Here is a 23,228-nt window from a genome sequence, read left to right as displayed (position 1 = left end):
ACTATCTCCTCACTCCTGTTTTCAGCCCGGAATATTCGGCCGGCGCGTATTGCGCAGCGGACGCGTGTAGGAAGGATCTTCCGGGCTGCGCGACGGAACACCGTTGGCGTGGATATCGGGGATATCAGCGAACGGTATGGGCATCGTCGGAACAACGCCCGACCATTCGATAGCGTTGGTGCGCAAAGCTATCCGCCACTGTCCGGCGCGTCGCTCGAGTCGATCGAGATAGCGGCCGCCGGCGAGCCAATTGGAGTCGTCGCGATTACGTGCCGCGAAGAGATAGTACGTTTCGGTATGGGCGGTATCGCCGTCGATATCGCAGGTGTGGTTGAGCAGATTGTGGTGGGTCGCGTATTGCCCGCTGTCGTGCATCGCCGATGCCCAGGCGTAGAGATCCTCCGGCCCGCCCACGAAATCACCGGCCGCGATCTCGGCGTCGGTGTGGAATGCCGAGAGGAACAGGGCGCGATCGAATCGGTCCATTCCCCGGCTGAATCGGGTCAGGCAGTCGACGATGTCCTGACGGTCCAGCAATGCGGCGAGTCTGGCCTGCTGGTCGGTGGCGGTGCTCATGGCGTCCTCGGAATATCGGTGATGCGTGGGGGTTACGGGATCGGCGACCAGATCGGGCCACCGCGGGTATCGCGCAGCGAGGGAATTTCCCGGCCGTCGATATCGGTGATGCCGTAGTCGCGACCCAGTTCGGCCGTGATGAAAGTCCCGCCGGTACGTCGCAGTAGCGCGGGATCGCCCGCGAGCGCCGCGATGATCAGTCCCGGATACTCCGGAGAGCAGCCGTGCGCCGGGGTGGTGGCCGCCTGGCCGGACAGCCCCGGAATCATCGCGAGATTGCGTTCGGCGCGTTCGGTCATGGTCAGCCCTTGCCACAGGGATACCGAGGCGACGCCGAACGGTTTCAGCTCCACCGCCATATCCCGGGCCATCCGGTCCACCGCGGATTTGGCGGTACCGAATACGACACCGTAGGTGTAGGAGACTCCGGTGTAGCCGGAAATCGCGGCGATGAGACCCGATTCGCGCGGCACCATCAGCCGGGCGGCGTGCCGGGCGGCCACGAAATTCGACCGGACACCGATATCGACCATCTCCCAGTTCGACAGCGGTTTCTCCCAGAACGGCTCCGGATCGGTCAGATCCTCCGGCAGCGAGAAGGCGTTGTTGACCAGGATATCGAGCCGGCCCTGCTCGGACTCGACACGGTCGAACAGGGCGGCGACCTCGGCATCGCGGCCGTGGTCCACTTTCACCGCGATACCTGTCCCACCGCGCTCGCCGCATTCGGCGGCGGTCGCACCGATCGTGCCGGGCAGCGGATGTTCACCGTCGGTGACCGTCCGGCCGGTCACGTAGACGGTCGCGCCCTCGCCGGCCAGCGCGAGGGCGATCCCTTTACCGATACCGCGGCTTGCGCCGGTGACCACGGCGACCCGGCCGGACAGTGAACCCATCTCGCCCACCTAATCCCCGAAGAATTCTTCGCTGTAGTCGCCGTTCGCGCGACCGATGAACCGCTGATCCCGCAGCGGCGCACCCATGACGCCCTGGGACCAGTCCGCCGAAACGCCCTGGTCCTGCGCCCAGTCGTACAGCATGATCCGCTGCGAGATCCGCCACCGCCCGTCCCGGGATTCGAACCGGTCCAGATAGCGGCCGCCGAGGACCGAATCGCGGTGTTCGGTGCCGGTATCGAGCCGGTGATACGCGATCAGCTGTGTTTCGGCCAGCGCGATATCGCCACGCAGATCGATCGAGGTCTGACCGAGCAGATGCTGGGTCGATACGACTGCCGGAGATCCGGGGATCACCCAGTTCAGGTACTCGTCGAATGTGCCGTCGAAGATACCGAAATCCACGGTGGCGTCGGACCAGAACGCATCCTTCACCAGCGTCGCGTCGCGGCGATCCTCGCCCCGCGCGAGCCGGACGATACAGTCACGGATTCGGGCGTGGGCCAGGATCGTCCGGACTTCTTCGGGGTCGGCGTCCACGGCGAGTACCCCTACGCCTCGGCCGGTTCGGGCGCGTAGCCGAGGATGCCCTTGACCTCCAGGTATTCCTCGAAGCCGGCTTCACCCCATTCGCGTCCGTTACCGCTCTTCTTGTAACCGCCGAAGGGCGCGCCGAAATCGAACCCGCCATTGATACCCACCGACCCGGCACGGAGGCGACGTGCGACAGCCCGGGCCTGGTCCAGATCCCGGCCCGCGACGTAACCGGATAGTCCGTACTCGGTGTCGTTGGCGATGCTGACGGCATCGTCGACAGTGTCGTAGCCGATGATCACCAGGACCGGCCCGAAGATCTCCTCCCGAGCGATGGTCATATCGTTGGTGACATCCGCGAACACTGTGGGTTTGACGTAATAACCCTTTTCGAGCCCATCCGGCCTTCCCGGACCGCCCGCGACGACGGTGGCGCCCTCGTCGATCCCTTTCTGAATGAGATCCTGGATACGCTCGAACTGCGAACCCGCGACGACCGGGCCGACCGCCACCTCTCCGGTGGGGTCACCGACAGTGATCCCCTCCGTCGCGGCCTTGGCGGCGGCCGCGGCCTCCTGCATACGAGTCGAGGGAACCAGCATTCGCGAAGGAGCGCTGCAGGTCTGGCCCGAATTGCCCATCATATCTGCAACGCCCTGGCCGACATTGGTAGCGAAATCATCATCGTCGAGAATGATGTTGGGGCCCTTGCCGCCGAGTTCCTGGGTAACCCGCTTGACCGTGGCGGCGGCATTGCGAGCGATATCGATTCCCGCCCGGGTCGACCCGGTGAACGACACCATATCGACCTCCGGGTGCGAGGCCAGCGGTACGCCGACGCTCGGGCCGTCCCCCTGCACCAGGTTGAACACGCCGGCCGGGACACCCGCCGCAGCCAGCACCTCGGCAAAGATCTGCCCGGTGAACGGCGACCGCTCCGACGGTTTCAGCACCATCGTGCATCCGGTGGCGAGAGCGGGAAAAACCTTCACCGCAATCTGATTCATCGGCCAGTTCCAAGGGGTGATCAGCCCGCAGACCCCGATGGGTTCCTTGACGAAAAGGGTGGCGCCACGCTGTTCCTCGAACCGGTAGTTCCGCAGCACCTCGATCGCGGTCTGCAGGTGCCCTGCCGCGAGATCGACCTGGAACCCGCCGGCCAGACCGGCCGGGGCGCCCATCTCCTCGGTGAGCGCAGCGGCCAGATCACCCGTGCGTTTCTGGTATTCCTCGCCGATGGCACGGAACAGGTCCAGTCGTTCGGCGACGGTGCTCGCTGCCCAGCCAGGGAACGCGACTCGCGCCGCACCGACTGCGGCGTCCACATCGGCGGCCGACCCGAGTGCGACCTTCCCGCAGACCTCTTCGGTCGCGGGATTGATCACCTCGAAGGTTCGATCGGATGCGGGCTCGACCCATTTACCGTCGATATAGAACTTCAGGTATTCGCGCATTACTGCATCCCTTCCGCGTACCAGGTGCGGAACTCGTCGTAGCTCGGCATTTCCTCGGAGTTCGCCTTCGGGTCCACCGCTACGTGGATCACGCCGGGCTTACCGCTGGCGAAGGCGCGTTTGATGGCGGGAGCGATCTCGGCGTCGGTTTCGACGTATTCGCCGTAGCAGCCGAACCCTTCCGCGACCTTGTCGAGGCGAGTCGCTTTACTCCAGTGCACGGCGGTTTCCCGCGAGGCCTGGCCGAAAGTGCGTTTGTAGACGCCGACTTCGAGGCCCCACGCGTAGTCTACGGCGACAACCGTGACGAGCGGAAGATTCAGCCGCGCGGCGGTTTCCAGTTCGGCGATCTGGAATTGGAACGACGAATCGCCGGTGATCATCAGCACGGGGCGTTTCCCGCCGTCGGCGACCGAGGCACCCACCGCGTACGGGAGGCCGGTGCCCAGATGCCCGAAGTTCTGGTTCCAGATCACATCGTGCGGTTTGCACTGGGTGTAGGTCCAGCCGAAGATCGTGGTGGCGCCGCCGTCGCGGACCAGGATCCCGTCGGCCGGGAAATCCTTGGTGGCCTCCACGACCAGCCGGGCCGGATGCACCGGCGACATTCCGGACGGCGCGGATTCGGCGAGCTCGGCCAGCCGGGTGGCGTCCTGTTCGATCCACCGGGCCAGTTCCGGTGTGGCGGTGCGTGGCGTGTCTTTCAGGGCGGCCGACAGCTGGGGCACGATGGCGCGCAGATCACCGACCAGCGGTACGTCGATGGGTCGATTGACACCGATGGCGGTGGGGTCCTGTTCGATCAGCACCCACTTCCGGTTGGCTTCGTTCTCCAGCCAGTGCCGGCCCTTGCCGTAGTGGACCGGTTCGCCGAGTTCGGTGCCGATGGCCAGGCACAGATCCGATTGCACGACAGCCTCCACCGCGGACGGCGAGAAACCGTACGGGAAGGTGCGGTCCTCGAGGCCCTCGATGAAGGAGGTGCCGCCCGAGGTCTGCACGACCGGGCAGGCCATGAGATCGGCGAGTTCTTTCACCGAGGCGCCGGCCCGGGAGGTGTGCACCCCGTGCCCGACCAGCAGAACCGGCTGCTTCGCGTTACGGATGAGATCGGCGGCCTCGTCGACCTTGTCCTGACCCGCCGTCTGGCCGACCAGCCGGTAGCGGTGCGGCGGCAGCGCCGGCGGAACGTCGAGCTCCTCCTGGATGACATGCGAGGGGTATTCGATATACACCGGGCCGGGTACACCCGACAGCGCCTTGCGCAGGCCTTCCCGGATGATCTCGTCGGTCTGGTCGGCGTATTCGATACTCGCCGCGTATTTCACCGAGGGTTCCAGCAGGCCCGACTGTTTCACGAACTGGATCCGCCCGCGGCGCACCCGCTGTTCGGTGATCCGCGCGCGCTGCCCGCCCAGGAAGATCACCGGCGAATTCTCCACCTTGGCGCACATCATCGCCCCGGCCATATTCGCCATACCGGGTCCGAGGGTGCCGATACAGACCGCGGCCTTACCGGTCATCCGGGAAACCGCTTCGGCCATGAACCCGGCCGATTCCTCGTGATGCGGGGAGATCACATTCCAGCCGCGTTCGTCGGCCAGGTGGAACAGGTGCACGAAGTTCGGATCGGGGATACCGAAAATGGTGTTGATACCTTCGGCCTCGAAGAGATCCAGAATTCGTTCGTAAACCTTGACCGCCATATTCACTGTCCTCCCATGGCCATTGCGAAGCTCCGGCCGATATGGTCGCTGTGGGCCGACGGGACCACCGGCAGCAACCACGAATCGTTGGTATCGCGTATTTCGTCGATCTGTTCGCCGACATCCTCGATCGACCATTGCGGCCGGTAGACGCCGGGCGTTTCCGCGATATAGGCCCGTGCCACCCGGCCCGCCAGCGCGATCAGCATCTCACCGCTGACCGTGCAGGATTCGTGGGCCAGCCAGCCCACGGCAGGGGCTACCAGCTCGGGTTCCATCGGCGGATACTTCGAGATGTCCAGGCCGTCGGCCAGCCGGGTCACCGCCGCGGGCACGATCACATTGGATTTCACCCCGTGCTCGGCGCCCTCGAGCGCGATCACATTCGACAAACCGATCACACCGGCTTTGGCGACGGCGTAATTGGCGACGTTCTCGTTGCCGTACAGTCCGCCGATCGAGGAGGTCAGGACCACCCGGCCGTATCCGGCTTCGCGCATCACCGGGAATGCCGCGCGGACGACGTGGAACGCGCCCCGCAGATGCACGTCGAGGACGGAATCGAAGTCCTCGTAGGTCATTTCGGTCAACGAGGCGTAGCGGACATTGCCGGCGTTGTGGATGAGGATATCGACACGACCGTAGGTGTTCAGGGCGGTATCGATGATCGCGCGGCCGCCCTCCGGAGTCGCTACGGAATCGGCACTCGCGACCGCTTCCCCACCGGCGTCCCGGATCTCGGCGGCCACGCCACCGGCGACACCGGCGTCGATATCGCCGCCCGGTATACCGCCGCCCACATCATTGACCACGACTTTCGCGCCACGCGCACCGAGCAGCAGCGCGTAGGAACGTCCGAGTCCGCGACCGGCCCCGGTCACGACGGCAACCCTGCCGTCGAACCGCTTCTCCGCGCTCATTTGCCGAGAGCCAGACCCTCGAGGCGCCCGGTACCGCGCCATTCCTGCAACAAATCTTCCAGGGCGTAGAAACCCGGCCAGTAGGGTTCGCCGAGATGGGAGCGGATGTTCTGCTCACCCTCGTTGTTGTAGTAGCCCGGAGTGCACTCGCGCTGGAAATTACTGTTGTCGACAGCCGTTTCCTTGATGGTGGTGCACCACTGTTCGACAGCTTCCGGCGTCGGCTCCACCACCTTCGCGTCCCGGTTCAGCGCCTCACCGATGATGTAGGCGGCATGGGTGGCCTGCTGATCGAACATATCCGTGGTGCTCGCGGTCACCCCGCCCTGGACGAACCCGGTGAAGAAGATATTCGGGAAACCGTTGCTGGTCAGACCGTGCAGAGTCCGGTAACCGTTCGCCCAGTGCTCGTAGAGCGACAGTCCGTCGCGGCCGGTGAACGGGTGGATCCCGTAGCGGCGGTCCAGATCGGTGGTGATCTCGAATCCACTGGCGAAGATGATGCAATCCACCTTGTGCTCCACCCCGTCGGCCACGATGCCGTCGGCGGTGATCCGTTCGACGCCCTTGGTCTTGGATACGTCGACCAGGGTGACATTCGGACGGTTGTAAGTCGGCAGGTATTCGTCGTTGAAACATGGCCGCTTGCACAGGAACCGGTAGTACGGCTTGAGGGCGGCGGCGGTAGCCGGATCCTCGACGATCTCGTCCACCCGCTGCCGGACCCGCTCCATCGCCCGGTAGTCCTGGATCTCCCGGATCTCCATGAACTTCTCCGGGGTCACCTCGGCCCAGCTGTTCGTCTCGTCCAGGTAGGCCTGCACATTCCGGCTGACCTCGGTCCAGCCGTCGCACACCAGATCCGGCTGACCGGGCGCGAAGGCCTCGAACGCGGCGGTATGGAAATTCTTCCGGCGCTCCAACTGCCAGCCCGGCTGCAGCGATTTCGCCCATTCCGGATCGGTCGGGACGTTACCGCGTTCGTTGATATAGGACGGGGTCCGCTGGAAAACATACAGGTGCTCGGCCGACCGGGCGATATGCGGGATGATCTGGATCCCGCTGGCGCCGGTGCCGATCACCGCGACCTTCTTGTCCTCCAGACCGGTCAGGCCGCCGTTCATATCACCGCCGGTGTAGGCGTAATCCCAGCGGGCCGAGTGGAAGGTATGCCCGGTGAAATCGTTGATACCCGGGATACCGGGCAGCTTCGGCTTGTTGAACGGACCCTGCGCCATCACGACGAACCGGGCGAGAATCCGGTCGTCGCGATTGGTGCCGATCCGCCAGCGCCGCAGCGCCTCATCCCATTCCAGCGATTTCGTCATCGTCGAGAAGATCGCCTTCTCGTACAGTCCGAAATGTTTCCCGATACGCTGTGCGTGCTCGAAACATTCGTCACCGCGCGCGTACTTCTGAGTCGGGATGTACCCGGTTTCCTCGAGCAGCGGCAGATAGCAGTAGGCATCGGAATCGCACTGGATACCCGGATAGCGGTTCCAGTACCAGGCGCCACCGAAATCACCGGCCAATTCGATGATCCGGAAATCATCGACACCGGCCTGGGTGAGCCGGGCACCCGCGGTCAGGCCGGCCCAGCCGCCACCGAGGACCACCACGTCGATTTCCTCGTGAATGGGTTCCCGCGGCGTCACCGGGGTATATGGGTCGCCTTCGAATACCTCGGCGAACCCGTCCTCGCTGGCGACGTACTGCTGCTGGCCTTCCGATCGCAGCCGTTTATCACGTTCGGCCAGGTATTTGGCCCGTAATTCGGCATGGTCGATCTCGGGGGTCTGCGTGGGTGCGCAGTTGTTCATTCGGAGTCCTCGGTGGTGGATCGGGCCGGCGACGCCGGGTCAGGTGAGGTCACGCGGTTCACCGGTGCCCATGTATTTCGCGAGGTTGTGGTGCAGGTTGACGACACTGCGCTCGCGATACGGATTCGGTTTCGGACCGGAGAAGCCCGCCGTCTTCATGCCCTGCTGCACGGCGGCCATATTGTCGAAGTCCTGCGGGAGGACCGTGCGCCAGCCCGGATCGTCCTGCGGCGTGTGGACCCACTCCGTTTCCGGCGCTTCCCCTTCGGGGAACAGCTCGTAGACCGCGGCCTCGAAAATGCATTTGTCCGGGTCGTACCCGTAGGGCCGCGCGCTGTAGCAGAGCATATTGTTCACCGCGTGCCCGATCTGGAAGTTCGGGAAGATCTGCCACGCGGTACCGGCCGCCGCCACATCGGCCGGGGTGACGGTCGGCCAGATGACCCCGCGCTTCTCGTCGGCGGCGCGCGCCGAGGCCAGCCAGTGCTGCATGACCTCCGGTGCCGGCGTCCCCTCGGGGAGTTCCTCGGTGAGCCGCCGCGCCGCCTCCACCATGGTCCAGGTGGTGTTGGTGTTGGCGTTCTCCCAGGTGAAGTTCTGCAGTTCGATGGTGGATTTACGGGCGTCGGGCCCGTGGCCGAGGCGGATCTTGCCCTGGCTCTCCTCCTGGCCCTTCGGTGCGTCGTAGCCGATATTGCTGTGTTTGCCCTGTGCCCGCGCCCAGCCCAGGAACATGCCGAAGTTCATGAACTCCGGATGGGTGTAGGGCACGTGGTAGGTCTCCATGAAGGCCTCCAGCGCGACCTTCCAGTTGCAGTCGAACACCAGCCAGCGCCGCCAGCGGTAGCGCATATTCTGCAGCTGGAACGGATCGAGCAGGGTCGCGGCCGGTTCCAGGTATTCCTGCAGGGTTTCCGACGGATTCGGATCCAGGTTGATGAAGATCCAGCCGCCCCAGGTGTCGAGGTGCACATCGACCAGTCCGTCGTTACGTTCGGTGAGCCCGCAGGGCCAGTCCTCGCGTTCCGGTACGAAGGTGTTGCGGCCCTCGAGGTCGTAGCGCCAGCCGTGGAATCCACAGACGAACTGTTTCTTCTGTCCCTTGGCGTTGCGCTCCCCCGGCGGGACGTCGACCAGTTTGCGGCCGCGGTGCGCGCACACATTGTGGTACGCGCGGATCTTGTCCTCGGCGGTACGCACGATGATGATCGAATCGTCGAGGATCTCGTAGGTGAGATAGTCCCCCACACGCGGGATCTCCTCGACGCGACCCACCTGCTGCCATACCTTGCGCCATAGCTTGTCGCGCTCGGCCCTGACGTAGTCGGGACTCAGGTAGGCGTCCACCCCGATCGTCATCGGCTCGGACAGCGGTTCGGTGTTCGTGGCGATATCGTCGACGGTTTCGGCTGTGTCGATTGATCGCTCGCTGCGCTCGCTCATGGCGTTCTCCCACCCCGGGTCCGGGGACAGTCGGTGTCGGTGCAATACATATCGGTGGCTAGCGGGTGATAGCGGCGCGGAATCCCTCGTCCTTCAGGAACAGGGAGGTGTTGTCGGCGCCCAGATGGGTCCATTTCAAATTGAGCCCGCCGTCGACCAGGATCGTCTGCCCGGTGATATAGGACGACAGCTGGGAGAGCAGGAACAGCACCGCGCCCGCCTGCTCCTCGGGCCGGCCGCGGCGCCCCATGGCGATCGCGCGCTGATCGCGATCGACGTCCTCGTCGACGTAGGTTCCCGAGGCCGGGGTCTCGGTGACGCCGGGCGCGATCGCGTTGATCCGGATATCACTGAGCGCCAATTCGACCGCCATCGTCCGGGTCGCGGCGACCAGTGCGGCCTTCGCCGTGCCATAGGCGATATGGAAGGGTGCGGTGTTCATCCCGCTGATGGACGACAGCGAGACGATCGATCCCGGGCGCCCCTGCGATTTGATCTCCGCGGCGACGGCCTGGCTCATGAAGAACATCGATTCGAGGTTCTGCGCGAACAACGCCCGCCAGTCGTCCCGGGTCACTCGCGTCGCGGGCATCCAGGTGGCGGGCGCGGCACCGCCGGCGATATTCACCAGACCGTAGAGGTCACCGTCGGCCTGCCGGGCGGCTTCCAGCACGGTGGCGACACCGTCGTCGGTGGCGGCGTCGGCCTGTACCGGGATGACCTTCAGGCCCTCGCCCGCCAGGGGTTCCACATGTTTCGCCAGGTTCTCGGCGCCCCGGCTGACCCCGAGCACGGTCGCGCCGGCCTGCGCGACCAGCCTCGTCACCGCGGTGCCGATACCGCCGCCACCCGCACCGGACACGATCACCACGCGCCCGTCGAGCCCGAAGAATTCACCTGTCATGGTTGTTTTCACCCGTCCTTCCGGAACGCGAGCACACTGCCCTCGGCATCGGCGGCGATATACAGGGTCCCGTCCGGTCCCGCGGTGATTCCCGCGAACGGCCCCTGCGGACCGGAGAACGGCGGCATACCCAGCAGCGGTTTCGGTGTCACCCCGGGCGGCGCGCCCACCGGCAGGTTCCAGGCGAGGACCTCACGAGCCTTGGTCTCCAGATCGACAGCGACGAGGTTCTTCGCACCGGAATCGACGATCAGCAGTTGCGATCCGCGGATCAGGATGCCCTGCGGTGCGTCCAGCCCGTCCACCACGGTGTCCACTCCGCCGGGGGTCACCGAAACGATCCGGCCCGCACCGGATTCGGCCACCAGGCAGGTGCCGTCCGCGGTGAACGCGATACCGATCGGCTTGTTCAGCCCGGAGGCCAGCACATCGACCCCGCCGTCGCCGCGCACGCCGAGTACCCGGCCGGTACCGAATTCCGTGGTGACGATGGCACCGCCGGGCCCGGCCTCGATCCCGTACAGCTGGTCCAGGGGAGCCTCCGCGCCGGCCAGGAAATCGCATTCACCGGCCGCGGGGCGCCAGCGCGCGACCTGACCGCCGGCGGTCGCGACGACGAATTCGCCGGGTCCGGTGGCGGTCACACCGCGGGCGAAGCCGGGATAGCCCGGACTGAACAGCATGCCCAGAGTCCGGAGTCCGTCGGGGCCGACGGCGTAGAAGTAGGTGCCGTCGGCGACGAACAGGGTCCCGTCGGGACCGACGGTCAGGTCCAGCGGCCAGTTCAGGCCGCCCGGCAGGGTGGTCCGCGTAGCACCGCCGGACAGGATCTCGGTGATCTCGCCGGTGAAATTGGAGACGAACAGTCTGCCGTCGACCAGGGTGCAGTTGTCCAGACCCGGGTTGAGCTGCGCCAGCACCGTTTTGTCGCCGTTACGCGGATTGATCCGCAACACCTGCCCGGAGGCCACCTGGGTGGAGACGATAAAACCGTCCGCATCGAATTTCACCGAATCGGGGACACCGAGATCGCCGGCGACCCGTTCCGGTTCACCGCCGTCGGGATGGATGCGCCAGATCTCGTTCAGGCCCATCACCGGGTAGTAGAGCAACCCGTCGGGCCCGACTTCCATGGCATTGGGCTGTTCGATGTTCTCCAGCAGGATGCGGGGCGTGCCACCGTCGAGCGGGAGTTCCATGAGCCGCCCGCCGGGCCGGCATTCGTTGACGAACAACCGGCCCTGATACACCGTGATGCCGTTGGCGCTGGGCAGATCCGCGCGCAGCAAACGGGTGGTGCCGTCGGCATTACGGGCGCTGACCCGGCCGTCCATCACCTCGGTGGCGTACAGGTTGCCGTCCGGGTCGAAGGCGCAATCGTCGGGCGCGATGATATCGCCGCCCTTGGCGCTGATGGTTTCGATTCCGCCGGTATCGATATCGAGGGCACTGATCTGGCTGCCGGTCACCTGGGCGATGTAGATCCGGCCGTCCGGCCCGGTGCGCAGACCGTTGGCACCGAACAGCCGGCTCGGCGGCGTCATTCGCCGCTGACTCCAGCCCGCCGCGAGTCCGATCGATTGACCGCCCTGATAGCGAGCCTCTTGCTGCAACATTCCGACTGACTCCCAACCGACCCGGCCGATAGCGCTGATCCGCCTCGATGTCGAGGACTTTGTAAGGAATCTAACGCCCCAACCAGGCAAGCGCAATAAGTATTGCAATCTTTGTAAGGATAGATACGAGCATGTGGTATCCGAGTGGGCGCGACCACCTTCGGCGCCACGGTAGACCGCTTGACGACCACCGCTCCCACGGTTTGGAGAATATCATTCTCCTTTTAGGAAATGAGCAAGTCTGCCGAGATAGCGCGAACTCCCGTCTCGCAGGTCAGGGGTTGCGCTGGGATGCCCTGCCAGGCCGAGGGCCACGGTTCTCCGCCTACAGTGGGGGTCATCTCGGCGTAATCGATCGAGCGGTATCGGCAAAGGAGTGGAATGTCCCGGGAACTGGCCGATCTACCGTTCGCGAAGTGGCTGGAACCGGCCGGTGCCCTCGATATCGACCGCGAGTACGACTGTGCCCGGTTCGACGATACGGTCCTGACCGAACCGGATCTCCGGCATACCACGTTCGGCCAGTGCGCCTTCCGGTCGGTCACCGTCGACCGCGGTGTGGCGGGCGGCGCGCGCTTCACCGACGTCTGGCTGCACGGGGTCCGGTTCACCGGGACGGATATGCCGGATTCCGCCTGGATGGACGCGGAGGTGATCGAGGGCGCCTGGTCGGGGGTGGAGGCCAGCGGGGCCGAACTACGCCGCGTGGAGTTCCACGACTGCAAACTCGACTCGGTGAACTTCCGAAGCGCGGGGCTGACGAAGGTGCGGTTCGTCGATTGTGTACTGCGCCATGTCGATTTCGGCAGCGCGAAGCTCTCCGACGTGAGTTTCCCCGGTTCGGAGATATCGGAACTGTCGGTGCGCAACGCTCAACTGAAGAAGGTCGACTTCCGGCAGGCGCAGAGTATCGGCATCGCCGACGGAGTGGAATCCTTGCGCGGTGCGCTCGTGACACCGGCCCAGCTGATGGACCTCGCGCCCACACTCGCCGCCGCCGTCGGACTGGTCGTGCAGCCCTGAGTCCAGCGAGTGATCGCGCGCCACCGCAACCGCGCGATACTCGCCGGCCCACCCCACAGTGAGCCAACCTCGGCCCGCAAGATCCGTCCTCCCCCTCCCAACCTCACCGCCCCGCCGAACTCACCGCCCAGCCAAACTCACCGACCGGCCGAACTCACCGCCCAGCCAAACTCACCGACCGGCCGAACTCACCGCCCAGCCAAACTCACCGACCGGCCGAACTCACCGCCGCCGTCAGGCGCGTTTGATCCCCTACCGCCAGTCAGTCCACATCCGATCCCACCCCGTTTCCCCGCATGCGGCCCGTCCACCTTGTTGGTTCGGGGCCCGTCTCGTTCTGGAGCGACCAGAGCGAAGGAGCGCAGCGACTGAGCGCCGGGAGTGAGCGCCGGGAGTGAAGAACGAGACCAAGGGGGCCCCGAACCCGCGACGCCGCAGGCGGCGCCAAAAACACAGCCCAACCGCGGACTAGCTCACCTCCCTACCTTCACAATCTCTGCCCCTACCTTCACAACCCCCTCGCTCCTTCACAACCTCCCCCGCTTATCACCACTACCTATCCCCTCCCCTCCCCTACCTCCAAATCAGCTCGTCACTGCCTCCAGCACCGCCGTCGTGGCATCCGCGATCGCCTGATTACTGGGCGCCGCCGTCGGATACCCGATAGTCGAGCGACTGAAGATCACCAGCACCACCGACGTACCGGTAGGGCTCCACACCACCCCCGCATCATTCACCGTCCCGAACCCCCCCGCCCCCGTCTTGTCCGCCGCCACCCACCCGACCGGCAGCCCCTTGCGCATCCGTTCGCCCGAGGTGACGCTCGCACGCATCCATCCAGTGAGCAGTCGCCGATGCTCGGGAATAAGAGCATTGCCGAGAATCAACTGGTTCAACCCCGGGGCCATCGCCGCCGCCGTACTCGTGTCACGGATATCGCCGGGAAGCGCTTCGTTGAGTTCGGGTTCCCAGCGGTCCAGCCTGGTCTCGGTATCGCCGACCTTCCGCGCCATCGCCGTCACCGCGGGCGGCCCGCCGATACGGCGCAGGATCATATTGGCGGCCGTGTTGTCGCTGCGGACGATGGCCGCTTGGGATAGATCGTACCAGGTCAGAGTCTCGTCGGCGTGGTAGCTGGTGGTCGGCGAGGCCGCGACCAGCTGGTCCCGGAGGATCGGCACACTTTCGTTCAGGTCCACTTCGCCGCGTTCGGCCAGACGCAGGAGAGCGGCCACCGCGTACACCTTGAACGTCGAGCACATCGCGAACCGGTCGTCGGCGTTCCACTCGAAGGTCCGCGCGCCGGTCGGGCTGTAGGCCGCGATCCCGAACATGACATTGTGCCGCGCCTGGATTTCCATCAGCGTGGTGCTCAGATCGGCCATGGCCGGTTCGCTGATCGAGGAAGGTGTGGGCGACGTTCCGGTGCCGGTATCTGAACCACAGGCGCCGGCGGCGAACGCGGTCACGGCCAGTACCGCCACGAGCGAGCGGCCCGCCGAGGCAGGTGATACGGATCGGTTCGGTTTCACATCGGCAGCACACACCGGCTCCGGACCCGCCGCCAATATCCGACACTCCCGCACATCATTCTATTTGGATATCACCGCAGCTGGATCCCGGTTTATGTGCCCGTTCTGACCGCTGAATCCGCAGTTGGACAGCACCCGGACGGCCCACTGGTTCAATATGGCTATGGACCTGATCCGCCACCTCGGCTATTTCGTCGCCATCGCGGACGAGGGCCATTTCGGACGGGCCGCGACCGTCCTGGATATGACACAGCCGCCGTTGTCGCAGGGGTTGCGGCGGCTGGAGAGCCGGCTCGGTGTCGAACTCGTCCACCGGACCAGGCAGGGTGCCGTGCTCACCGCCGCCGGCCGGCAACTGCTGCCGCGGGCCCGGCTGCTTGTCGACGACGCGGAACGGCTGCTGGCCGAAGCCCAGCGCATCGCCCGGACCCGCGGCACCGTGCACTGGGGCGCGACCACCGCACTACCCGACCGGATCCTCACCGCCTGTGTCACCACCCTGCGCACCGGAAACACCTGCGGCGACGCCGTGTCCACCACGGTGGCCGCGACCGTCGATCTGGTGTCGGCGGTGCGGTCGGGACTGTGCGATGTGGCAGTGATCGAACATCCGGCGCTGGTCGACGGCGTCGAGGCCCGGCCGGTGGTGAAATTACCGCGCTGGATCGTCGTACCGGCCGAGCATCGCAGCGCTGCCACCGAGCGCCCGGTCTTCCCGATGCTCGCGGACCTCACGTACGCGGCGTATCCGCGCGCCGCCAATCCCCCGGCCTCCGATACCGTCCGGGACCTGCTGCGCGAACGCGGCTTGGACGTACCGGCCGTCACCATCCACGACGATCGCGCGGTGCTCGCCGCCGTCGCGGCTGGAACGAGTTTCGGTCTCACCACGACCCCACCGTCGGATATCCCGGGCGTCGCGTGGTTGCGGATGGCGCCCCAGGCCGTCGCCCTGCGCTGCCGGGTGATCCACCGGGCGGGTGCCGAGGAACAGGCGAATGCCCTGGACAGGGTGCTCTACCGGGAACGGCTGCGATGACAGCGACCGACCGTATTCGCGCGGTATTCGCCGACGCGGGCTGTACCGGACGCCTCCACGCCCGGCGGTGCGACGAGAGCGGCGAGGAGGTTTCGATCGGCGGCGCGGACCGGGTGGTGACCGCGTCGGTGTACAAACTTCCCCTGCTGCTCGCCTATTGCCGGGCCGTCGACGCGGGCCGTCTCGACCCGTTGGAGCGGCTGACCCTCGTTCCGGCGGAATGCACTCCCGGACCCACCGGGGTCTCCGCGCTGCACGACCCGGTCACCATGAGCCGCCGCGATCTGGCGACCTCGATGATGACGGTGTCCGATAACGCCTCAGCGGATCTGCTGTTGGGCGAGATCGGTCTCGGCCGGGTGCACGAACTGCTGGCTTCGCTCGGACTCACCCGGACCCGGTTGGTGGGCGGGACCGCGGATATCCAGCGCGGTCTCATCGAGGACACCGATACCCACAGCACGCTCGAAGCGTTCGCGGCGCTCGCGGACAACGATGAGGCCTGGACGGTTTCCGCCTACGACCCCGCCTATACGAGCGCGACGACACCGGAGGAAATGACCGGGCTACTGTCGTCCCTGTGGCGCGGTGAGGTGGTTTCGGCGCGGCAAACGGATTTCGCGAAAGCGGTGATGCGCCGCCAGGTATGGCCGCACCGGATCGCGGCGGGATTCCCGCATCGCGGGGTTTCCGTCGCCGGTAAGACAGGGACCATCGGCATCATCCGCAACGAGGTCGCCGTGGTCGAATTCCCCGGTGAGTACCCGGTCGCGGTGGCGGTGTTCACCCGCGCTGCCCGCGCCGACCCGGCCTTACCGGCGGTCGATGCCGCGATCGCCGAAGCGGCCCGGATAGCGGTCACCGAACTGCGCCGCGCGCTACCGGCGGAATGATCGGGGGCGGCGTCAAGGCTTCAGAAAGCGAGTTCCGGCCAGGGGATATCGATCGGAAATGGGTGGTCGACGGCGATTCGTTCCGAATCCTTCGGTGTCCATTTGCCGGTCAGCAAGTAATTCGCGGGGTACAACGGGTGGACACCGGCGGGAAGGCGGCCGTGAGTGGCCTCCAGAGCGAAGGTACGCACCATCGCGATCGCGCTCGCTTCGCGGGCCAGAGTCACCTCCCAATACCACGGGATACCGGCCTTCGCGTAGCGCGATTTCTTCTCGTCCATATCGGTCTGGGTATTCGAGGGAGAGAGCACCTCACCCACCAGTAGCACATCGGTGGCGCGGATATCCCGGTACGGACCGTCGAGACAACGATAGGCGAGAAAGTACGGGGTGACGAAATCGGATTTCCCCTGGGAACCGAAGAAGACATTCGTCTCGAAATCGACCCGCAGGCAGCGCTGTGGATTACCGGACATCGCTTCGCGGGCACACCGTTTCAGCGCGGCTGTCAGCGAGAAGGTGAATGCCTGATGTTCGGCCGGACCACGACGAACCCAGACGACGCGCCCATCCCACAACTCGATCTGCCCGGCGATCTCCTCCGGAAGACGCTCGAGCTCCTCCCAGGTCATGAACTCCGGGAGGTCGGGCTGTTCGATGGATGGGCGGGACATGCTCTTTATGGTAGCGGCGGAGGAGGCCGGCCCGGCCCCGGAGCGATACCGGGGCACGAGTAGGTTCGTCGCGTGGTTATGCCCGGGTGACCAGCAGGTCCACCCGATAGGCGGACGGTGGGAGCTGTCCGCTCCGCGGCGGCTCCGGGTGCACCGCGCGCAATGCCACCCGATAGCCGCCGGATGTCACCTCGGTGGCGAACCGGCCACTGGAATGGAGTTCGGCCGGTGACCGGGTGCCGTCCACCGTCAGCTCGGTCACGACGGTCGCATCGCCTTCCCATACGCAATCCGCGCCGGCCGGACACCGGCTGTCCTCGGCCACCTCACGGAACAGCACCGCCACCCGGTCGTGGTCGACGAGTCCGGTATCGCCGACCGCCAGCGTGAACTCGGTGCCGAGTTCCGCGGGCACCGAACCGGGTTGTGGCCCGGCCGACGCGGCGCAACCCGGCGCAGATATCAGAAGTCCCGCCACCACTGCCCACCGGCCGATCCGCATACCGTCCATACTGACCGATCATGACAGGCCGCAGGTCAGGGCGTCTACGGACGGATATTCGAATTCGCGTGACCCCGATATGTGCTCCGCCACCGGGGTCATCGACCGCCGACCGCACCGCGCACAACGCCCCGGCCGGCGAATCGGCCCGGCCGGGGCGCTGAGAGTACTGCCGCGACGCGGTTATTTGAGCATCGAACCGCAGTCCACCGGCAGCGTGACGCCGGTGAGGTAGCGGGCCTCGTCGGAGGACAGGTACAGCACCGCGTTGCTGATATCGATCGGATCCACCCACGGCACCGGCAGGGTGTGGAACATCTGGCAGATCGGCGCCATATCGTCGGCGGTGGGGTTCTCCAGATCGGGGCGGAACATCCGGAAGGTGTCGTCGTTCATGATCATCGCGGTGCTCACGTGCGTGGGGTGCACCGAGTTGACCCGGATCGAGTGCTGGCCGAGTTCCACCGCGAAGGCCCGCATAAGCCCGACGACACCGTGTTTGGCTGATACATAGTGGCCGGTCTGGGGATAGGCTTTCAAACCACCCACCGAACTGGTGAGCACGATCGAACCGCCGCGGCCGCCCGCGAGAATATGCGGCACACCGGCTTTCACCGATTTCCACACACCGCTGAGATTGACGTCGATCATGTCCTGCCAATCCCGTTCGTCGGTATCGGCCAGGGTGTCGCCGCCGCTGGCGATACCGGCATTCGCGACGATGATATCGAGCCGGCCCAGCTTTCCGACGGCCTCGTCGAGCGTTCCTTTCAGCGCGTCGGAATCGCGGACATCGGCTTCCGCGGTGACGATCCGCCGGCCGGTCTTCTTGACGAGTTCCTCGGTTTCGGCGAGATCATCGGCCGTCGCCAGCGGGATCTTCACGCCCTCGATCGGCTTACAGATATCGACGGCGATGATGTCGGCGCCTTCTTCGGCCAGCCGCACCGCGTGACTGCGGCCCTGGCCGCGAGCCGCGCCGGTGATGAAGGCGACCTTTCCTTCGACCCGTCCGGTCATAACTTCCTCTTTTCCTCGTTGCGGCAGTGCTCGACTGTCGTCTTCCGTCGCAGTGGTGGGTATTTCAGGATTTCGGCGTATAGGTGATGTGCAGATCGGTCAGGCCGCGCAGGATGAAGGTCGGCTCGAAGTTGAACACCGGATTGTCGAGGGAACCGTGCTTTTCCGGATCGACCCGGATATCGAGCATCCGGTCCAGGATCCGCTCCAGCGAGACCCGGCCCTCGACGCGGGCCAGCGGGCTACCGGGGCAGGTGTGCACACCGCGGCCGAAGGCCATGTGCTCGCGGAAATTCGGCCGGTTCAGGTCGAACTCGTGCGGGTTCTCGAAGCGGCGGGGGTCGCGGTTGGCCGCACCGGGGCAGACCATCACCAGATCACCGGCCGTGAGCGGCACCTCTCCGATCTCCACCGGCTTCTTCGCGAGACGGAAACCACTCTTCACCGGCGCCTGCATACGCAGGGTCTCTTCGATGAAGACCGGGATCTTGCTGCGGTCGGCCCGCAGCGCTTCCTGCAGGTCCGGGCGGGTCACCAGGAACTGCATCGCGCTGCCGAGCAGTTTGGCAGTGGTTTCCTGACCCGCAGCGAAGAGGAAGGTTGCGGTGCGCACCACCTCGACGACTTCCGGCGTCGAGCCGTCCGGGTACTTCGCCTCGGCCAGCGAGGTCAGGACGTCGCCCTGCGGGTTGCGGCGGCGATCGGAAATCAACTCGCTGAACAGGTTGTCCAGCCATTCCAGCGGGTTGATGGGCACGATCTCCTTGTCGATCGATCCCACGGTGGGGCCGCCGGCAAGATTGATCCGCAGGTCGTCGTGATACTCCTCGGGCACTCCGAGCAGGTCGGCGATCACCAGCAGGGTGAACACCTTGGCGTAGGCGCCGAGGAATTCACAGCGGCCGTCGTCGATGAATTCGTCGAGCTGTTTATCGGCCAGCTTCCACATGAACTCCTCGTTCTCCTTCAGTCGCGAAGGCACGAGGAGCCGGTTCAACAGTGAGCGGGCCGCGGTGTGGTCCGGCGGGTCCATGGTGACCATATGCTCGAACATCGGTATCTGCTGGCGGTGCTCGGCGATCTGCGCGGTGATGTCGTCGCCCTCGGGGGTGAACGGCAGCGGCGGGAACGGGCCGCCGACAGCGATACACGAGGAGAACGTATCGGAGTCGCGGAGCACGTCGTTGGCTTCCTCGTAGCCCGTGACCGCGTAGACGCCGTAGTTGGGTTCTTTCGTCACCGGGCATTTGGCGCGCAGGTGGTCGTAGTAGGGGTGCGGATCGGGCACCAGCGCGGGGTCGGTGAAGTAGTCGACCGTATCGAAATCGGTCACGGGAACCTCCTGATATCAGCAGAGTTTTATTGCCAACCGTGGATCACCGGTTGATACGGCTCGTTTGCTCCGCGGCTCACTCGGGCTGTTGCCGCCGGAAATCGCCGCCGTCGACGCATGGCGGTGCTCCGGTTCATCCACAGCAGCCTCCTTGCGCCGGAACACATCTCATTCGAAGTCGTTGCCTGAGCCGATCCGGAACGACCCTTGCTGAGCGAGCGCTCAGCTGTGATGCTGAGCACATGCTTAGCATGCGCGGCCCGACGTCGTCAACAGTCGCAGCTCGCGGGATACCATCCCCGGTGATCCCATGACCACAACGGCCGCGCGGATTTTCAGGAGGAGGCACGACCATGTCAACACCCCGCCGGCTCGGGGCACCCGACGCCAAGAACCGCGGTGTCCTGATGGACGCCGCCGAACAGCTCATGCTGGAACAGGGCTGGGCGGCCGTGACTTCCCGGCGGGTGGCCGAATATGCCGGCCTGAAACCGCAACTGGTGCACTACTACTTCCGCTCGATGGACGATTTGTTCCTCGAACTGTTCCGCCGCCGCGCCGATGAGGGACTCGAAGCCCTGGCGCAGGTCCTGAAATCCGATCGTCCGCTGCACGCGCTGTGGACCTTCAGCACCGATGCCACCGCGGCGCGCTTCACCATGGAGTTCGTCGGCCTGGCGAATCACCATCCGGCCATCCGGGCCGAGGTGGCCCGCTACTCCGAACAGTTCCGCGCGGCCCAGACCGAGGCGCTGGGCCGGATGCTCGCGGGGTACGGGGTCGATACGAGCCGCTTCCCCGCTGATGTGCTCTCGGTCCTGATGACCAGCGCGGCCCGGATGGTCGTGCTCGAACAGGCGCTCGGCATGACAGCCGGGCACGCCGAAACCTTCGCGTTCGCCGAACGCGAGATCGGGCTGCTCGAGAGCGGGCAGGCGGAATAGGTAGTTCATTTGCCGCGGTTCATCACCCGCTCCGCGGCGGCCCAGTGCGCGTCGGACACCCAGAGTTTCGCGAAAGCGTCGACCGCTTCCTGCGGAGTCACGCCGTCGATCACCCTCTTGATCTCACCCGCCGAGGGATTGGCCAGCGCGCGGGCCACCGCTCGCCAGCCCGCGTCGAACTCCGCCCGGGGCAGCACCCGGTCCACCAGGCCGAGACGTTCGGCGTCGGGCGCGGTGAGAATCTCGCCCGTCCCCGCCAGCAACAGCGCCCGGCTGCGCCCGACCAGCCGGGTGAGCCGCTCGGCCCCACCCCACGCGGGCATGATCGCCAGCGCGACCTGATTGAACCCGATCTTGATATCGGCCGCGGCGATCCGGATATCCGCGGCCACGGCCACCTCGGCACCGCCCCCTAGCGCGTGCCCGTTGAGGGCCGCGATCACCGGCCCCGGGAATCCGGCCAGTTTGTCGCATACCTGACGCATCCGGTTCGCCATCGCCGCGGCCTGCTCGTGGGTGCGCAGGGCGGCGAGTTCCTTGAGATCCCCACCGGAGACGAACGCCTTGTCACCGGCACCGGTGATCACCAGCGCCCGCGCCCCGGCGGCCCCGTCGATCGCCTTGTCCAGCTCGTCCATCGTGTCCAGGGCGATGGCGTTGCGCGCATGCGGGCGGTTGATGGTGACAACGGCGAGGCCGTCTGTCAGTTCGAGCTCGATCACTACTTGTTCTCCTCGACGGAAATATGATTCTCTTACATAGAGAACCATATACTTTCCCGCTGGTTTCCGGCGCTCGGATCGGGAGTTCGACTATGCGCAAAGTTCCCCCCGAACTGGCCCTTCGCTATCGCGAGGCGGGCTGGTGGGCCGACGAGACCCTCGGCGAGCTCCTGGCCCGCAGTCTCGCCGCGGCCCCCGATGCGCGGTTCGCGGTGCACTCCCGGCTGCGCCCTTATTCCGGCACCTTCGCCGACGTCGAACTGATCGCGCGACGACTGGCCGCCGGACTGCGGCGGCGCGGGGTCGGGCCCGGCGATCTCGTCGCGTTCCAACTTCCGAACTGGATGGAGGCGGCGGCGACCTACTGGGCATCCGCACTGCTGGGCACCACCGTGGTGCCGATCGCCCACTTCTACGGCCGCAAAGAGCTCGGGTACATCCTCGATGCCGTCGAGCCGAAAGCGTTCATCACCTGCGAGCGATTCGGCCACAACGAATTCGACCCGCGGCTGTGCGCCGCGGTCCCGGTGGTCGGTGTGGTGGATCGGAATTTCGACGAACTCCTCGACCCGGAACCCATGGCCGGTGCACTGGCCACCGATCCGGACAGCCCCGCGGTTATCGCCTTCACCTCGGGGACCACCAGCGCGCCCAAGGGCGTCGTGCACAGCCACAACACCCTCGGCTACGAAGTCCGGCAGCTGGCCGGTATGTATCCACCGGACCGGGGTGATCAGCTCACCTCGGCGCCGGTCGGTCATTTCATCGGTATGCTCAACGCCCTGCTGATCCCGGTACTCGACGGCGCCCCCATCCACCTGCTCGATCTCTGGGATCCGGGGTGGGTGCTCGAGCTGATGGAATCCGAGAACATCTGCGTGGGCGGCGGAGTCAGCTATTTCCTCACCAGCCTGCTCGACCATCCGGACTACAAACCCACCCACCTCGAACAGCTGCGTTATGCCGGGCTCGGCGGCGCGGCGGTGCCGGCCGCGGTGAGTACCCGGCTCGAGGGGCTCGGTATCACGGTGTTCCGCTCCTACGGGAGCACCGAGCACCCCTCGATCACCGGTTCGATGGCCACCGCACCGGCGCCGAAACGTATGTTCACCGACGGCAACGCATTACCCGGGGTGGAATTCCGGCTGGGTGAGGACGGGGAGATCATCAGCCGCGGACCCGATCTGTGCCTGGGCTACACCGATCCCGAGCTCACCGCCCGCACCTTCGACGCCGACGGCTGGTACCACACCGGCGATATCGGCACACTCGACGCCGACGGCTACCTGACGATCACCGACCGCAAATCCGACATCATCATCCGCGGCGGCGAGAACGTGAGTGCCCTCGAAGTCGAGGAGGTCCTGCTCACGCTGCCCGGGGTGGCCGAGGGGGTGGCGGTGGCCGTGCCCGACCCCCGCCTCGGGGAGCGCACCGCCGCGGTCGTGCGCTGTCTGTCATCGCATCCCGAACCCGATATCGACTCGCTGCGGGCACATTTCGAACAGGCCGGGCTGGCCAAACAGAAGTGGCCCGAGGAACTACATATCGTCGCGGACTTCCCCCGCACCCCCAGCGGAAAGATCCAGAAATTCGCCATCCGGCGTGATCTCGCCGCGGCCCGCACCGAGGCCGTTGCGACCGAACCCTGATGAGAATACCATTCTCATAAAGAAC

The 23,228-nt window shown here is 65.8% G+C and carries 21 protein-coding genes; 5 read left to right on the top strand and 16 right to left on the bottom strand.

Annotation, left to right across the window (positions count from 1 at the left end; translation table 11 throughout):
• Positions 1-21 precede the first annotated feature (21 nt).
• The 10 genes from ABZ827_RS14630 to ABZ827_RS14585 form a co-directional block, all read right to left on the bottom strand.
• Complete coding sequence (locus ABZ827_RS14630; RefSeq protein WP_357237098.1) at positions 22-576, bottom strand: nuclear transport factor 2 family protein; 555 nt, start codon at positions 574-576, stop codon at positions 22-24.
• Positions 577-608: 32 nt separating this feature from the next.
• Positions 609-1,472 (bottom strand): SDR family NAD(P)-dependent oxidoreductase, encoded by an 864-nt coding sequence (locus ABZ827_RS14625; protein ID WP_357237096.1) that lies wholly within the window; start codon positions 1,470-1,472, stop codon positions 609-611.
• A gap of 9 nt (positions 1,473-1,481) precedes the next feature.
• Positions 1,482-2,012, bottom strand: a complete 531-nt coding sequence (locus ABZ827_RS14620) for a nuclear transport factor 2 family protein (RefSeq protein WP_357237094.1) — start codon at positions 2,010-2,012, stop codon at positions 1,482-1,484.
• 11 nt (positions 2,013-2,023) lie between these two features.
• Positions 2,024-3,460: an aldehyde dehydrogenase family protein gene (locus tag ABZ827_RS14615; RefSeq protein ID WP_357237092.1), complete on the bottom strand. Its 1,437-nt coding sequence runs from the start codon at positions 3,458-3,460 to the stop codon at positions 2,024-2,026.
• Complete coding sequence (locus tag ABZ827_RS14610) at positions 3,460-5,166, bottom strand: thiamine pyrophosphate-binding protein (protein ID WP_357237090.1); 1,707 nt, start codon at positions 5,164-5,166, stop codon at positions 3,460-3,462. Before ABZ827_RS14610 ends, ABZ827_RS14615 begins: the two co-directional genes overlap by 1 nt.
• A gap of 2 nt (positions 5,167-5,168) precedes the next feature.
• Entirely contained in the window at positions 5,169-6,086 is a 918-nt protein-coding gene (locus ABZ827_RS14605) for an SDR family NAD(P)-dependent oxidoreductase (protein ID WP_357237088.1), read from the bottom strand.
• Positions 6,083-7,906 (bottom strand): NAD(P)/FAD-dependent oxidoreductase, encoded by a 1,824-nt coding sequence (locus tag ABZ827_RS14600; protein WP_357237086.1) that lies wholly within the window; start codon positions 7,904-7,906, stop codon positions 6,083-6,085. The genes ABZ827_RS14605 and ABZ827_RS14600 overlap by 4 nt, the downstream gene beginning before the upstream one ends.
• A 39-nt stretch (positions 7,907-7,945) precedes the next feature.
• Entirely contained in the window at positions 7,946-9,265 is a 1,320-nt protein-coding gene (locus ABZ827_RS14595; RefSeq protein WP_357237428.1) for an aromatic ring-hydroxylating dioxygenase subunit alpha, read from the bottom strand.
• 142 nt (positions 9,266-9,407) lie between these two features.
• Positions 9,408-10,253 carry an SDR family oxidoreductase gene (locus tag ABZ827_RS14590; protein WP_357237085.1) on the bottom strand — a complete coding sequence of 282 codons (846 nt, stop codon included), beginning with the start codon at positions 10,251-10,253 and terminating at the stop codon, positions 9,408-9,410.
• An 8-nt stretch (positions 10,254-10,261) separates the two neighbouring features.
• Entirely contained in the window at positions 10,262-11,797 is a 1,536-nt protein-coding gene (locus ABZ827_RS14585) for an SMP-30/gluconolactonase/LRE family protein (RefSeq protein ID WP_357237427.1), read from the bottom strand.
• 453 nt (positions 11,798-12,250) lie between these two features.
• Here ABZ827_RS14585 and ABZ827_RS14580 point away from each other — a divergent pair, with 453 nt between their 5' ends.
• Positions 12,251-12,892, top strand: coding sequence for a pentapeptide repeat-containing protein (locus tag ABZ827_RS14580; RefSeq protein WP_357237083.1), 642 nt, complete (start codon positions 12,251-12,253; stop codon positions 12,890-12,892).
• Between the two features lie 584 nt (positions 12,893-13,476).
• Here the strand turns inward: ABZ827_RS14580 and bla are convergent.
• The gene (gene bla, locus ABZ827_RS14575; protein WP_357237081.1) at positions 13,477-14,424 is read right to left on the bottom strand and encodes a class A beta-lactamase; all 948 of its coding nucleotides are present in this window, start codon (positions 14,422-14,424) and stop codon (positions 13,477-13,479) included.
• Positions 14,425-14,587: 163 nt separating this feature from the next.
• Here bla and ABZ827_RS14570 point away from each other — a divergent pair, with 163 nt between their 5' ends.
• On the top strand, positions 14,588-15,463 hold the full coding sequence (locus tag ABZ827_RS14570) for a LysR family transcriptional regulator (RefSeq protein ID WP_357237079.1): 876 nt from the start codon (positions 14,588-14,590) through the stop codon (positions 15,461-15,463).
• Entirely contained in the window at positions 15,460-16,356 is an 897-nt protein-coding gene (locus tag ABZ827_RS14565) for a serine hydrolase (protein ID WP_357237077.1), read from the top strand. The genes ABZ827_RS14570 and ABZ827_RS14565 overlap by 4 nt, the downstream gene beginning before the upstream one ends.
• A 20-nt stretch (positions 16,357-16,376) precedes the next feature.
• On the opposite strand, the gene ABZ827_RS14560 is transcribed toward ABZ827_RS14565, so the two are convergent.
• The 4 genes from ABZ827_RS14560 to ABZ827_RS14545 all read right to left on the bottom strand — a co-directional run bounded on the left by ABZ827_RS14560 (position 16,377) and on the right by ABZ827_RS14545 (position 19,885).
• On the bottom strand, positions 16,377-17,030 hold the full coding sequence (locus tag ABZ827_RS14560) for a Uma2 family endonuclease (RefSeq protein ID WP_357237075.1): 654 nt from the start codon (positions 17,028-17,030) through the stop codon (positions 16,377-16,379).
• A 76-nt stretch (positions 17,031-17,106) separates the two neighbouring features.
• Positions 17,107-17,541, bottom strand: coding sequence for a hypothetical protein (locus ABZ827_RS14555; RefSeq protein ID WP_357237073.1), 435 nt, complete (start codon positions 17,539-17,541; stop codon positions 17,107-17,109).
• Positions 17,542-17,715: 174 nt separating this feature from the next.
• A complete protein-coding gene (locus tag ABZ827_RS14550) occupies positions 17,716-18,552 on the bottom strand; it encodes a mycofactocin-coupled SDR family oxidoreductase (RefSeq protein ID WP_357237071.1) in 837 nt (278 codons plus the stop codon).
• 64 nt (positions 18,553-18,616) lie between these two features.
• Positions 18,617-19,885, bottom strand: coding sequence for a cytochrome P450 (locus ABZ827_RS14545; protein WP_357237069.1), 1,269 nt, complete (start codon positions 19,883-19,885; stop codon positions 18,617-18,619).
• A gap of 353 nt (positions 19,886-20,238) precedes the next feature.
• Here ABZ827_RS14545 and ABZ827_RS14540 point away from each other — a divergent pair, with 353 nt between their 5' ends.
• On the top strand, positions 20,239-20,829 hold the full coding sequence (locus tag ABZ827_RS14540; protein WP_357237067.1) for a helix-turn-helix domain-containing protein: 591 nt from the start codon (positions 20,239-20,241) through the stop codon (positions 20,827-20,829).
• Between the two features lie 5 nt (positions 20,830-20,834).
• On the opposite strand, the gene ABZ827_RS14535 is transcribed toward ABZ827_RS14540, so the two are convergent.
• Positions 20,835-21,551, bottom strand: a complete 717-nt coding sequence (locus ABZ827_RS14535) for an enoyl-CoA hydratase/isomerase family protein (RefSeq protein WP_357237065.1) — start codon at positions 21,549-21,551, stop codon at positions 20,835-20,837.
• Between the two features lie 92 nt (positions 21,552-21,643).
• On the opposite strand from ABZ827_RS14535, the gene ABZ827_RS14530 reads away from it, so the two are divergent.
• Entirely contained in the window at positions 21,644-23,203 is a 1,560-nt protein-coding gene (locus tag ABZ827_RS14530; RefSeq protein WP_357237064.1) for an AMP-binding protein, read from the top strand.
• Positions 23,204-23,228 lie beyond the last annotated feature (25 nt).

Source organism: Nocardia sp. NPDC019395 (assembly GCF_040632335.1).
In the GTDB taxonomy this organism is placed as follows: Bacteria; Actinomycetota; Actinomycetes; order Mycobacteriales; family Mycobacteriaceae; genus Nocardia.
This window is presented reverse-complemented; position numbering and strand designations above follow the sequence as displayed.

Bases quoted from the DNA above. Each gene is read 5' to 3' on its own strand.
- ABZ827_RS14560 (WP_357237075.1), bottom strand. From the start codon at position 17,030: ATGTCCCGCCCATCCATCGAACAGCCCGACCTCCCGGAGTTCATGACC.
- ABZ827_RS14555 (WP_357237073.1), bottom strand. From the start codon at position 17,541: ATGGACGGTATGCGGATCGGCCGGTGGGCAGTGGTGGCGGGACTTCTG.
- ABZ827_RS14630 (WP_357237098.1), bottom strand. From the start codon at position 576: ATGAGCACCGCCACCGACCAGCAGGCCAGACTCGCCGCATTGCTGGAC.
- ABZ827_RS14530 (WP_357237064.1), top strand. From the start codon at position 21,644: ATGCGCAAAGTTCCCCCCGAACTGGCCCTTCGCTATCGCGAGGCGGGC.
- ABZ827_RS14595 (WP_357237428.1), bottom strand. From the start codon at position 9,265: ATGACGATCGGGGTGGACGCCTACCTGAGTCCCGACTACGTCAGGGCC.
- ABZ827_RS14580 (WP_357237083.1), top strand. From the start codon at position 12,251: ATGTCCCGGGAACTGGCCGATCTACCGTTCGCGAAGTGGCTGGAACCG.
- ABZ827_RS14615 (WP_357237092.1), bottom strand. From the start codon at position 3,460: ATGCGCGAATACCTGAAGTTCTATATCGACGGTAAATGGGTCGAGCCC.
- ABZ827_RS14570 (WP_357237079.1), top strand. From the start codon at position 14,588: ATGGACCTGATCCGCCACCTCGGCTATTTCGTCGCCATCGCGGACGAG.
- ABZ827_RS14590 (WP_357237085.1), bottom strand. From the start codon at position 10,253: ATGACAGGTGAATTCTTCGGGCTCGACGGGCGCGTGGTGATCGTGTCC.
- ABZ827_RS14585 (WP_357237427.1), bottom strand. From the start codon at position 11,797: ATGACGCCGCCGAGCCGGCTGTTCGGTGCCAACGGTCTGCGCACCGGG.
- ABZ827_RS14540 (WP_357237067.1), top strand. From the start codon at position 20,239: ATGTCAACACCCCGCCGGCTCGGGGCACCCGACGCCAAGAACCGCGGT.
- ABZ827_RS14550 (WP_357237071.1), bottom strand. From the start codon at position 18,552: ATGACCGGACGGGTCGAAGGAAAGGTCGCCTTCATCACCGGCGCGGCT.
- ABZ827_RS14565 (WP_357237077.1), top strand. From the start codon at position 15,460: ATGACAGCGACCGACCGTATTCGCGCGGTATTCGCCGACGCGGGCTGT.
- ABZ827_RS14610 (WP_357237090.1), bottom strand. From the start codon at position 5,166: ATGGCGGTCAAGGTTTACGAACGAATTCTGGATCTCTTCGAGGCCGAA.
- ABZ827_RS14625 (WP_357237096.1), bottom strand. From the start codon at position 1,472: ATGGGTTCACTGTCCGGCCGGGTCGCCGTGGTCACCGGCGCAAGCCGC.
- ABZ827_RS14600 (WP_357237086.1), bottom strand. From the start codon at position 7,906: ATGAACAACTGCGCACCCACGCAGACCCCCGAGATCGACCATGCCGAA.
- ABZ827_RS14605 (WP_357237088.1), bottom strand. From the start codon at position 6,086: ATGAGCGCGGAGAAGCGGTTCGACGGCAGGGTTGCCGTCGTGACCGGG.